Raw genomic sequence first — 11948 nt, forward strand, 5'->3', positions numbered from 1 at the left:
GTATTTATTCAGTTTTAAATTATCAAGATTTTGTAAAGATGACATCAACCCCCTAGACAAATCTTTGATAGATTTGCAATTCTTAATACATTAGGTGTGTTAAGTAATTTATCAAACCCTTAAATATAAAATATAAATAAGAGAAAACTTGAATGATAACTGCAAAAAAACTATTTTTAACTACGGTTGGAACGGTCATTATTGCCTTATCAGCAGGAATAGTAGAAGCTGCTATAGTTCAGAAAATTGTTGGAACTAATTCTTTCTTCGGCCAAAATAATTCTTTTGAGGCTAACCTTGATGAATATCCTGATGAAACAAATATTACAGAGCTAACTCTAGACCTGTCACCAAATCCAAATGTTTCCTTTGATTTGAATAACAGATTTTTCTCCCCAGGAGAATTCGGATTTGCTTCTGAGCTAAGTAATACTAATAATTATTCTATTACCAATTTATTCGTTAACAATAATCAAAAGGTATTAACTTATTCTTTTGTCACGGAAACATTTAGTGCAAATGATCGATTTTATTTTGGAATTAATATAGACTTTTTTGTTTATAGCTTTTTGCTATTCAATTGCATAATGCTGATGCTGATTTTGCTTGTACAGATAAGTTAATATTTGTAAATTTGGCGTTAAATCATCATGGAATGATTTTGATATGTGTCAAAAAATTTGTTTTAACCTATCAACATTTTCAGATGGGTGCAAATGTGATTATCATCCCGCAATTATGCAACGCCGTACATTTAAACGATCGCCAGTCTGGTGCAAGAACTTTTAAAGTAGAAAGCTGAATATCATCATTTGTATCAATAAATATTCTTGAAGCTACTACAATTTTGCTTTGCTTTGCTTTGCAATGGGCAGTCATGTCGTTAATATTTGTGTGAAAAAAAACAGAGCGACCGCTCTCCATATTTTAAATTATAGCGCTGCGCACTCAGGTATTTACAACTAAGAGCTATAAGTGCATCTAGAAAAGGTGTACAACAAACAATGTTTCAACAATTAATAATTAATAATGAATAATGAATAATGAATAATTACCTCTCCTTGAAAAGAAATTGAAGAGGATTGACAAATTCATGAAAATTTTTCTTCACAGGAGTCGATTGGATATGGCGAGGAGACCTCGCCATCCCATCCTAGGTCATGCTGCGCAAACGACCGCTTATTATCCCCTATCCAAGGGGAGGCGCATACCCACAATTTTTCGGTAAATATGCAAGCACGCATTGCTATAACTTATCAATGGGAAGCATCTATTACTTATCAATGGGAAGCATCTACTACTTTTTCTATAGCTTAACTCCTCGAATTGAATAATCTAATAACTCTATTGGATGCATTAAAATCATTTTCTTTCCTTGCAATTCTAAATGCTTTTTAATCTGCAAAGAACATCCAGGATTAGCAGAGGCAATTAGTTCTGCACCTGTATTCAATAAATTTTCTACTTTTTGTTGTCCCAACTCATCAGCTATTTCCGGTTGCAACATATTATAAACACCAGCACTACCACAACACAAAGAAGCATCTATTGGTTCGCGCAACTTCACTCCGGGAATTTTTTGTAATAGTTGTCTGGGTTGCAAACTAATTTTTTGACCATGTAATAAATGGCAAGCATCTTGATAAACTATGGTCAATTCTTCCTCTTCAGTTAAAGGAGAAAGTTTGACTGTTAATCCCACATTTGCTAAAAATTCTTGCACATCTTTAACATTACTAGAAAACTCTTTTGCTTTGTCAGAATATTCAGCATCATCTTGGAGAATATTGCCGTATTCTTTCAGAGTATGACCACAACCAGCAGCATTAATAATAACAGCATCAACACCAGTATTAGCAAAACTATCTATCATTTGTTTTGCCAAAGTATGAGCTTGTTTTGTTTGCCCTTGATGTTCTGGCAAAGCAGCACAACAACCTTGACTTTTAGGAATCACAACTTCGCAACCATTAGCAGTTAAAACTCGAATTGTTGCCTGATTAACTGGTGAGAAAAATATTCTTTGTACACAACCTAAAATCAAACCAACTCGATAACGTTTTTCTCCTTGAGCAGGAATAATAGTAGGATAATTATCCCGAAAAGAAGCAGCAGTAATTTCTGGTAAAATAGATTCCATTGCTCCTAATCTGGGGGATATTTTTTTCAGTAGTTCAGTAGCACGAATAAATTTCTGGAATCCTAATTTTTGATACGCTAATAGAGGGATGAGTAATGGTCGTAACCTCTGAGGATATGGGAAAATATTAAAGATGAGATTACGAATTAATTTGTCAGGTAAAGAACGTTTAATATTTCGTTCTACTTGCGGACGAGTTGCAGCAATTAATTTGTCATATTTAACATTAGAGGGGCAAGTAGTTACACAGGCAAGACAACCTAAGCAAGTATCAAAATGTTGGGAGGTAGTTTCATTGAGCGGTGCTTCTCCTTTGTTAATAGCATCCATAGCATAAATTCTGCCCCTGGGAGAATCCATTTCTTTACCAATTACCCTATAACTCGGACAAGTTGACAAACAAAACCCACAATGAACACAAGCATCAATTAATTCAGGTGATGGTGGTTTTTGAGAGTCAAAACTAGGGTTATCTGTTAAAGATTTTAGATGTGGATTTTGCTGTAAAAAGTTGCTTTCTTTTGCAGGAATTGCTCGATCATTTTCGGTGTTTATGTCTTTTATCTGCATATCTTATGTTTAAATATTTGTTTATACTAACTTTAATTGATCGTGCTATACATCAGTCTTTTTGTCAATCGATCAATAGTAGGTAAGCATTTCCTACGGACTGCTGCGCAAACAGCTATTAGAAGTCAGCGCTTCCCTGCCGGATGCTACGCAAACAGCAATAAGACTCAGATGAGTTTAGTAAGTTCTAATTTGGCGTTAATTAATAAGCTTTATCTAAAACCAAAAACAATAGCTGATGGCTGATGGCTGACAGCTGAATGCTTACATAGTAGAGAGCAATTACTATCTCACCTGTAATTTTTTATTATAGCATTTAATAATATTTAATAAAACAAACTTGTTGTAGAGAATTTACCTATAAATAATCTAATTTATGAATATAAATATCAAAATAAGACAAGCTGTCATATTTGTTTGCAAAAAGTAAGAAATATATACCAAAAAAATTTTATATTTAAAATAAATATAACTATCATAGTTTAGTATTAACCATACTGAAAAATTACAGAGATTAATAATGACTACTTATTTATTTGAAAACTTCTTGGGGCTTTCTTTGCCAATGTCAGAACTACAAGAAGTCCCCCCAATAGCAGATGGTCCAGCTTTAGGAAGTTTCAATGCTTTTTTACCAGGGAATACATTACTAATAGAGGGACGCTATGGCGGACTATCAAGCCCTTTATTTCCTGTAGGAGCAGTAGACTCAGAGGGAAATCCTCAAAGCGCAATTCATGTTCATGAGGCTGAAGCAGGTCAGAATGGGGATATTGTCCGCAACTTAACGGTATCAGAGTTTGATGATACTACGGGTATATTTAATGGTGCTTTTACTCTCACAGATGCAGAAACAGAAGCAGCAGCAGCAGACGAGTTTTATATAAATCTACACACAGATAATAATCAAAGTGGAGAGCTACGGGGACAGGTCATTTTTTTAGACGATCTAGAAGTAGCAGTAAGTCTAGGGTTGCCCATGTCAGAAGCTTTTGAGGTACCACCAGTAGCAGATACCCCCGCAGAAGGAATAGTAGATGCCATTTTGATTGGTGATAACTTATTAATACAAGGAACTTTTTCAGACTTATCAAGCGATTTATTTCCAGTTGGCAATGCAGACTCACAAGGAAATCCTCAGAGCGCCATTCATCTGCATCAGGGATTAGCTAATTCTAATGGTGGAATTATTCGTAACTTCGATGTAATTGATAATGGTGATGGGTCAGGTGGATTTTTTGGTAATTTTACTTTAAGTTCCGATGAAGTAGTCGCTGCTGAGTCAGGGAATTTGTACATCAACCTCCATACAGACAATAATCAGAGTGGAGAATTACGCACTCAGGTTCTGCTCAACGAAACAGATCCAACAGGAGACGAGCTAGTAACATTTTTACCGATATCAACTGTTCAACAAGTCGATCCAGTCGCGCCTAGCGACGGTTCAGGATCTTTTTATGCGGCTCTCTCTGGCAATACTCTCAATATATCCGGTGGTTTTTCCGTTGTATCAAGTGATTTGTTGAATGTCGGACCCTCCGAGGACTCAGAGGGAAACCCTCAAAGTTCAGTTCACCTTCATTTGGGTGGACTTGGCGAGAATGGTGATATTTTACGCAACTTGACTGTAGTTGAAACTGATGGTGTTGGTGAAGGTTTCTTCTCTGGTAGTTTTACTCTGGATGAAACTGAAGTTGCAGCAGTAGAGTCAGGAGAAGTTTATCTTAATCTGCACACAGTAAATAATCCCAGTGGTGAGTTGCGCGGACAGGTGATATTAGAAGATTTGGATACTGTAATTCCTCAAGAGGATGTGGTTTTTAATGGAGACAACCGGGATAACAATATTGATGCAGGTTTTGCTAACGATATAGTAAGAGGTTTTGCTGGAGACGATCGATTAAATGGACTCGCAGGTGACGATCGCATCATTGGTGGTGATGGTAGGGATTATCTAATTGGTGCTAATGGAAACGATACTCTATTAGGCCAGGATGGTAATGATCTTTTAGTAGGTCGCCCTGGGTTCGATATATTGCTTGGTGGAGATGGTGATGATACTCTCAATGGTGGGCAAGGTCGCGATCGCCTGAATGGTGGCCCTGGAAACGATGAGTTAAACGGTGGAGCTAGCATAGACCGATTTATCTTTAACACTAACGATGAGTTTGATTCTCAAGACATAGGTATAGACCAAATTAATGATTTTAATAGTGGGCAAGATAGAATTTTGCTTGGCTTGGGAACCTTTACTGCTCTAGATAGTTCCCCTGGTATTGGTTTATCTACAGATGATTTTGCCATTGTTTCTAGTGAAGTTGATGCTGCAACTGCTGAAGCTGAAATTGTTTACAACTCCGCTAGTGGAGCATTGTATTATAATGCCAACGGTACTGAAGATGGGTTTGGTAGTGGCGCTCAATTTGCCACATTAGACGGCAGTCCAGAGTTAGTAGCTAATGATTTTCAAGTTAGATAGAATTGATATTACGGTGGTGGTGCATTATATCATGTTCGGATAATTAGTGACCAAAAAAGTTTTTGTTTTTAGAATTGCTTGAGCCAGTGAGATACCTATATTAGGCTAGAGCAATACTACGAGCTGTAATTATAACTATTCAACCGGACATGAGATCAGCAGGGAGAAAGAAAGTATTAGGAGGAGAAACTTTTTCGATGGCTAATTAAACGGAGATGATATCAAGCTATCAAATTTTATATTTATTTTATATTTTATTTATATTTATTTTATATTATTTCCTCTTTTTTTGATCAAAAAAACTGTATTAAAAAATACAAATTATCTAGATTGTATTGTTTCTTAAAATCAACAAAATTCTCTTGACACTTGGATAGATCGGTGAGTAGGATGAGTTTGTTAGATTTAATTCAATGTGACAAAGATCCGTCCCCAAAAAAATTAGTTAAAAATTGATGACAGCTAACAAAATCAAACATCTTAACTTTTTTTCTGGTGGATACATAGACGCAAAGTATGTGGAAAATGTTGAAAACTATCACATTCATCATAAAAATTCGGTAAGTGGGAAACCACCGTCTTTTAAGCGGTGGATGGAAACGACTCGACGGGCAATAAAGCGTAGTCAAAAAAATGTGTTATTATTAATTAATAACTTAAAAAGTAGACTCAGTGGCCTTTTGGTCGGAGAGAGTAGTGGCAATTGGCACCGTAAGCGTGGACTGCTGCTGTATACGTACTACGGTACGGTACTGGCAATGTGGTTGTTTCGAGCAATGTGAAAATCCTGATTTTAACCCGATTTACAGCTCCTCTGAAGAATCCACGCGACTTTAGTCCGTGGAGTGTCAAAACCGTACTATTGTCGTCAACACTCAAGAGTCAGATGCATATCTGAACGAAACTAATTTAAGTATTATTCCAGCTTTCTCATCAACTATCCTTAGTGATACAGTCATTAAAGAAGCAAAATCTCTACTTTTGCTTGAGGTTGTAGAAACTAAAAACATTGGTAAGATTGTTTTTGAATCTGGATGGGATCTATTAGGCAATTTCCCTGGTTCCGACTTTCCTAAAGATGTAACCCTTTGGAAGTCTCCCCAAGATGAAGCGGGTATCATAGAGGTCGATCCATATTTTATGGCAAGGCAATCAACAAAGCCAAGTCAGCAAGAAAAATTTGCTGTCAAGGTCAACCTATGGTATGCTCCTTCTCATACTGATTGTGCTATCCACAATCAACATGACTTTTTGGAGATTCATACTCAAGTCTTTGGACAAGGACGAATGCAGAAGTTCAAAGTCAAAAAGTTTGATAGTCTCTATGAAGATTTGATTATGACTGAGGGATACACTCAGATAGTACCCTTCTGTGAAGTCCACGAAAACCAGCAATATACCTATCCGTGGCACCAGTATTACTCAGATACAGACTGTATCTGGATGGCTATAGAATATCACCCAAAAAAAGAATTCTAACCAAGGAGAATAGTCAAATTATGTCCAACGAAATTTTTCCCAGCGATCGCGTATACAAATTTCTCAAGGTAGAAGAATATTTTGACCGCTACAAAGAATGGGAGCAACTGGGATCGGTAGAAAGTCATTCCTTCAATGGGGATAAAAAGACTTTGAGCCTGAAATTCAAGAAGGCCAATGGCAGCGATTGCCTGATGTTGATCGAGGTAATTCAGAACGATACATTGCGGGTGCGCTTTAACCCAACCAAATCAACAGAGGCCCAATACAGCAGTTTCAGTCACTTGCTGAAACACCGCAACTTCGATGAGGCGGACGAGGAAACCAGGCAACAATATATCTTCGATCTAGATTATAAAGAAGACAACGGCCAGATCGTCTTGACAACGAAGTCTCAATATAACCAGATCGTGATGAAAGTAGTTGTCACCTTGGCTCCCTTTGGAATCAATGTCTTCAACAACTCCCCATCCAATTCGGAATATGCAGAAATTCCAGTCTGGCAAACCGCAGACACACCAATTTACTACACTCCCCATTCAATAGACCCCAATAACCCAGAAGATTATGCCATCATCCAAGCGGTGAAGAAGCCTTCTAATGGCAAATATATTGGGTTTGGGGAACAGGGAGGAACCAAACTCAGCAAAAATAGCGACCAGTTGAATTATTTCAACTTCGATAATATGCGGTATCGACAGGTCTACAATCGCGGACCTTTAGATAACCGCGAGCCTCTTTACCACTCGGAGCCGTTCTTTTACGAGTTCAATGGCATTCCCGGCAGCAAGAACGTCAATGCTGTTCTCCTGGACAACCCCTCTCAAGTCTTCATTGATATTGGCTATAGTAACTCCGGTCGCTATATGTTAGGCACCCGCTTTGGGGACATGGACTACTATCTGCTCTTGGGAGAAGACCCGAAGAACATCTTGGATAGCTTTACCGCAATTGTTGGCCGCGCCGAGTTGAAACCGCGTTATGCCCTGGGATATCACCAAGGTTGCTATGGGTACGAATGTGCCGCCGACCTCAAGTGGGCTGTGGAAAAATATCGGCAGTATCAAATTCCCCTTGATGGTCTGGCGGTGGATGTGGATATCCAAGAAAACTACCGGACTTTCACCATCAAGCCAGATTACCAAACGAATAAGAACGCGCCCTACGAGCAAACCTTCGGCAGTCATAAGGAGATGTTCAGTTGGTTGCGTTCACAAGGTGTCAAGTGCAGCACCAACATCACCCCCGTGATCAGCAGCCAAGATAAAAACAACCCTGGTTACTACTCAACCTATAAAGAGGGATTAGAGAAGGGCTACTTTATCACAGACCAGCGGTACGATGCGGACAATCCAGACAGCAAATACTACCAACTGTGGGGTCTCTATGGTCCCGGTACGGTAGGCTGTCCCAATAATGGCTGGGTTGAAGGTGACAGTTACAACAGTGGCCAACCTTACATCGGTGAAGTGTACTACGGACCAGATGCCAATGGCCAACCTATGGGAAGCCCAGGTCACTACTCAGATTTTGCCCGTTCAGAAGTCCGTGAATGGTGGGGTAAGCAATATACATATCTGTTCGATCAGGGACTAGAATTTGTCTGGCAGGATATGACCACTCCGGCGATCCGTCAAAACCGTGGGGATATGAAGGGCTTACCATTCAAACTGCTGGTGAACAGCGACTTTGAAGGAACAGTGGAGTTGAAGCCATCTCTCAAAGTCTGGAACTTGTACTCCTACAATTTGCACAAAGCCACCTACGAAGGACTCAATAAACTACCCGGACGGGAGAACACGCGCAACTTTATCATTGGACGTGGTAGCTATGTTGGTTCTCACCGATATGCAGGGTTGTGGACTGGGGATAACTCTTCCGACTGGGATTTCCTCCAGATGAATATTTCCCAAGTCCTGTCTCTAGGTATGCACGCCTTGGCAGTCACAGGTCAAGATATCGGTGGCTTTGAAGAGGCAGCTTATGATAGCGGCAAGTGGGCGAATCCAGAATTGCTGATCCGCTGGACTGGTGCAGGGGCTTTCTTACCCTGGTTCCGTAATCACTACGTTCGTAAAGGGCGCAAAGAGTTCCAAGAACCCTTCCAATATGTAGAGTGGTTTAATAACTATAAGGGCGGTAATATCCCAGAACCCCAAGATTTGTATCGCATGGTTCCCGATATTTGTCGGCATTACATTACATTGCGCTACCGACTGATGCAGTTGTTCTATGATGCCTTGTTTGAGAACACTCTGAATGGAATGCCCATCTGTCGTCCTTTATTCCTCAACGATCCTCAAGATGAATCCCTCTACAATGATAAAGACGAATTCCTAAACAACGAATTCTTTGTCCGCAAGGATCTGCTGATTGCTCCAGTGTTGCGCCCTCAATATGAAGACAACAACAATGGTCGGCGGGATGTCTATTTGCCCAAAGGTAGCAACTGGTATTGCTTTGTGGATAACGTTATGCCTCTTGGTGCTGCGACAGAAGGAGGCACAACGATACGGGATTTTGATGCCAACATCAATGTCAATGGCGATCACATTCACTTTATTGTTCCAATCTACGTCCGTGCAGGGGCAATTATTCCGACTATCGAAGTGGAACAATATGTGGGACAGTTGAATGCAGAAGGTAAGCCCAATCCTATTACCCTGAATGTCTATCCAGGGGAGCAAGGGGAATACAGTATGTATTTGGACGACGGGGTGAGCCGTTCTTCTGCTCCCAAAGCAGATGTGGACGATCCAAACGCCAACGACGAATATCGCGAGACCAAGATTACCCACAGCTATACTAGCGAAAAGATGCGGGAAATTAAAGTGGAGCGCGTCCACGACGGGTATACGCCGCCTTTCGAGAAGTATTTCTTCGTGGCCATATTGCATGATCCAAGCGAGCAGCGGGGTGCTACTGGTCCTTTGAGGGGTGTGATTCTCCAAGATCAATACTTACAAGCGATCAAAGGTGCTACTCCAGAAGAACGCAGTCAGCATCTGCAAAATGCTACCAGCAATGCTTGGTATTATAACGATCATATCAACATCAGTTTCATTAAGGTGTTTGATTATTCTCCTTATATTTCGATCCAGGTAGAGTATGTTTAAGATCGAGTTACATCAATGAATATGATGTCCGGATAATCAGTGATAGTTTGTAGTAGGGTTTGAGCAATATCTATTCTTAGAGCTAAAGTCCTACTACAAGCTTGAATTATAACTATTCAACCGGACATGATTTAACGAATTTAGAAGTCAGAAGTCAGAAGTCAGAAGTTATTTTTGTAACGAGGATTTGAGCAAAGCTCCAAAAATGCAGGATGATTTTAATAGTTTTGTGAAATGAGCATCTTGCCCGTTCCTGATATTTTCCCCTTCCTGATATTTTCGGGATCTCAAACAAGAATCTCCCGTTATAATCTTTGATTTAACGGGCGAGTGTTAATACTTATTGTCTTTGACAAAAGTGGGATATATTAGACTTGTCGCTAAATAAAATCTTAAAAGTAGGAAAATAATATTGTCAAATTTTCGGCTGTACCCACCAACCTATGCTACCATCAAGTAGAAATTCCAGAGTCCTACAGCAGTTAACATGAAGCGATCGTCTAAATCTTTAATCCGATTTCTATAGATTGCTGTTGTTGCATTGTATCTCTTGACACCTGATATCGTGTGTTCGCACTTGACACGAACTCTACTTTTTTCTGTGTTTGATTGTTTCTCTTTGTATGTTAATTCTTTCTTTCTTGGCTTTTTCGTCGGTATTTTGATGTTCACAAATTCTTTCTGTAATCCCGCGATTGCCTGAATCTACATGAATTGTTACTTCATCTGGTACAAATTCTACCAGTTTTTCTTCATCTAGTTGCCGTTTGTCATGCACCTTACCCTCTCGTGCTTTGGAAAGCACTAAAACTCTTTTATTCTCGTCTGTCATTATTAAATGTTTACGAGTATGACGCTTTTTTTTACCTGAGTAATGATTTTTTTGCTTCTGCTGCTCTTTGGGACGTTGAATTGGGCGTTCTGTACCATCAATCATTACTTCTTTGGCAGATGGAAATCTGGTCATAAATTCTCCGATGCTTTCCAACTTACGTTCTGGCAAGGCCATTTTTTTTCCCAATGACTTTTCCAATATTGGTTGTAGTCTTAACATCCAACGGTGTGCTCGACTGCGGTGCAAGTCAAACAATACTCCAGCCACATCAAAGGTGGGATAGCATTTGAAGTAGAACAAAATAAAAAATAGCGATTTTATGAAGCTTCCAGCAATCTGGCTTTTCTACCTCCCCCTCAGGCTCGGAGTCGTGGCTTTTGAGTACTAGCGATCGCTTCCAAGTCAAGCTGGACAGAAAAAGCTTCCAACAATTCATTAAATGCCTTACGATTTAGTCCCGTTAATGCCCTTAACAGTCGATCTTCTTTTAGCACTCGATTGATGTCCAGCATTTTCCCATCCCATCTTCAAATACCAACCCTTACTTTACCTTATTAAGCGACAAGTCTATTATTCAAGTACTGAAAAACTTACAGCGCTTTTCAAATTGATGAACCACATCTTCACAAGCAAAACATTGTAGGGACGTTCCATGGAACGTCCCTACTGTGGTCTACCCAAATGAAAACCGCTGTATTAGGAAAGTTGTCAGAAAAAGCCGAGTAAGTTCGTCTTAAGGATAGAACAAGCTTGACAAAAAAAAGAAACAAGGATCAAGAAAGTAATGAAAAAAGCTTTGAAAATCGTTGCTTGATCGTTGCTTGTCTGCTCATAATAGCCTTGACGGTAGCATTGGCAATGAATGTATCGAATGCTAGTGCAGAACCAGCAGCATGCGATAAGTCTTCAGCACCTACTTTTGACATCCTCCCCGGCCTAAAGGCGCGGGTATTCCTACTGAGCCGTAGCTCCTCGGCGAGTTGACGTTTTGCTGGCGCAAAGCTCCGCTAACACAGGCTGCTGCTACTTTTGCAGTAGTCTTACGCTTGCCTCCACGTCCGTTTAATGTCTCGGACTGCCCGCCCGCGACTAATATATTTATTGCTGCATTTTCGTCTCTATCATGTTTTGCACCGCAGTTGAGACACTCCCATTCTCTTACCTGAAGGTCTAGCTTACCACCTTTAAAGCCACAATTTGAGATTAAAGTCAGTGAAGAGGTCGCCCCCTCCACTGCTCTCCAGAACGCAGCATGATAGTTTCCCATCACTGCGCTCCTCAGTAAAACAGCTATTGTCATTAGTACGTCACCACAAGCATATCTTCAAT

At 39.8% G+C, this 11948-nt stretch carries 11 protein-coding genes; 6 read left to right on the top strand and 5 right to left on the bottom strand.

All coding sequences use genetic code 11. The annotated features are described in order from the left end of the window. The first annotated feature begins 152 nt into the window (after nucleotides 1-152). Nucleotides 153-623, top strand: coding sequence for a hypothetical protein (locus F6K23_RS31045; protein WP_293163179.1), 471 nt, complete (start codon nucleotides 153-155; stop codon nucleotides 621-623). Nucleotides 624-634: 11 nt separating this feature from the next. Next, nucleotides 635-802: a hypothetical protein gene (locus tag F6K23_RS31050; protein WP_293163180.1), complete on the top strand. Its 168-nt coding sequence runs from the start codon at nucleotides 635-637 to the stop codon at nucleotides 800-802. 504 nt (nucleotides 803-1306) lie between these two features. Here F6K23_RS31050 and F6K23_RS31055 read toward each other — a convergent pair. Then, the gene (locus F6K23_RS31055) at nucleotides 1307-2710 is read right to left on the bottom strand and encodes a (Fe-S)-binding protein (RefSeq protein ID WP_293163181.1); all 1404 of its coding nucleotides are present in this window, start codon (nucleotides 2708-2710) and stop codon (nucleotides 1307-1309) included. A gap of 520 nt (nucleotides 2711-3230) precedes the next feature. Here F6K23_RS31055 and F6K23_RS31060 point away from each other — a divergent pair. The 4 genes from F6K23_RS31060 (at nucleotide 3231) to F6K23_RS31075 (ending at nucleotide 9784) form a co-directional block, all read left to right on the top strand. Next, on the top strand, nucleotides 3231-5189 hold the full coding sequence (locus F6K23_RS31060) for a CHRD domain-containing protein (protein WP_293163182.1): 1959 nt from the start codon (nucleotides 3231-3233) through the stop codon (nucleotides 5187-5189). 455 nt (nucleotides 5190-5644) lie between these two features. After that, nucleotides 5645-5971, top strand: a complete 327-nt coding sequence (locus F6K23_RS31065; RefSeq protein WP_293163183.1) for a hypothetical protein — start codon at nucleotides 5645-5647, stop codon at nucleotides 5969-5971. A gap of 58 nt (nucleotides 5972-6029) precedes the next feature. After that, entirely contained in the window at nucleotides 6030-6668 is a 639-nt protein-coding gene (locus F6K23_RS31070; RefSeq protein ID WP_293163185.1) for a hypothetical protein, read from the top strand. 20 nt (nucleotides 6669-6688) lie between these two features. Continuing rightward, on the top strand, nucleotides 6689-9784 hold the full coding sequence (locus tag F6K23_RS31075; protein WP_293163187.1) for a TIM-barrel domain-containing protein: 3096 nt from the start codon (nucleotides 6689-6691) through the stop codon (nucleotides 9782-9784). A gap of 441 nt (nucleotides 9785-10225) precedes the next feature. On the opposite strand, the gene F6K23_RS31080 is transcribed toward F6K23_RS31075, so the two are convergent. The 4 genes from F6K23_RS31080 to F6K23_RS31095 form a co-directional block, all read right to left on the bottom strand. Then, entirely contained in the window at nucleotides 10226-10456 is a 231-nt protein-coding gene (locus tag F6K23_RS31080; protein ID WP_293163190.1) for a transposase family protein, read from the bottom strand. Next, entirely contained in the window at nucleotides 10374-10919 is a 546-nt protein-coding gene (locus tag F6K23_RS31085) for a transposase family protein (RefSeq protein ID WP_293163193.1), read from the bottom strand. The genes F6K23_RS31080 and F6K23_RS31085 overlap by 83 nt, the downstream gene beginning before the upstream one ends. 56 nt (nucleotides 10920-10975) lie before the next feature. Next, on the bottom strand, nucleotides 10976-11131 hold the full coding sequence (locus F6K23_RS31090; RefSeq protein ID WP_293163196.1) for a hypothetical protein: 156 nt from the start codon (nucleotides 11129-11131) through the stop codon (nucleotides 10976-10978). 401 nt (nucleotides 11132-11532) lie between these two features. Next, the gene (locus F6K23_RS31095; RefSeq protein WP_367267870.1) at nucleotides 11533-11919 is read right to left on the bottom strand and encodes a zinc ribbon domain-containing protein; all 387 of its coding nucleotides are present in this window, start codon (nucleotides 11917-11919) and stop codon (nucleotides 11533-11535) included. Nucleotides 11920-11948: the final 29 nt, after the last annotated feature.

This window comes from Okeania sp. SIO2C9, assembly GCF_010672455.1.
GTDB lineage: Bacteria > Cyanobacteriota > Cyanobacteriia > Cyanobacteriales > Microcoleaceae > Okeania.

Excerpts from the sequence above, each read along its gene's own strand:
- F6K23_RS31055 (WP_293163181.1), bottom strand. The coding sequence starts at position 2,710 with ATGCAGATAAAAGACATAAACACCGAAAATGATCGAGCAATTCCTGCA.
- F6K23_RS31075 (WP_293163187.1), top strand. The coding sequence starts at position 6,689 with ATGTCCAACGAAATTTTTCCCAGCGATCGCGTATACAAATTTCTCAAG.
- F6K23_RS31045 (WP_293163179.1), top strand. The coding sequence starts at position 153 with ATGATAACTGCAAAAAAACTATTTTTAACTACGGTTGGAACGGTCATT.
- F6K23_RS31095 (WP_367267870.1), bottom strand. The coding sequence starts at position 11,919 with ATGACAATAGCTGTTTTACTGAGGAGCGCAGTGATGGGAAACTATCAT.
- F6K23_RS31060 (WP_293163182.1), top strand. The coding sequence starts at position 3,231 with ATGACTACTTATTTATTTGAAAACTTCTTGGGGCTTTCTTTGCCAATG.
- F6K23_RS31065 (WP_293163183.1), top strand. The coding sequence starts at position 5,645 with ATGACAGCTAACAAAATCAAACATCTTAACTTTTTTTCTGGTGGATAC.
- F6K23_RS31090 (WP_293163196.1), bottom strand. The coding sequence starts at position 11,131 with ATGCTGGACATCAATCGAGTGCTAAAAGAAGATCGACTGTTAAGGGCA.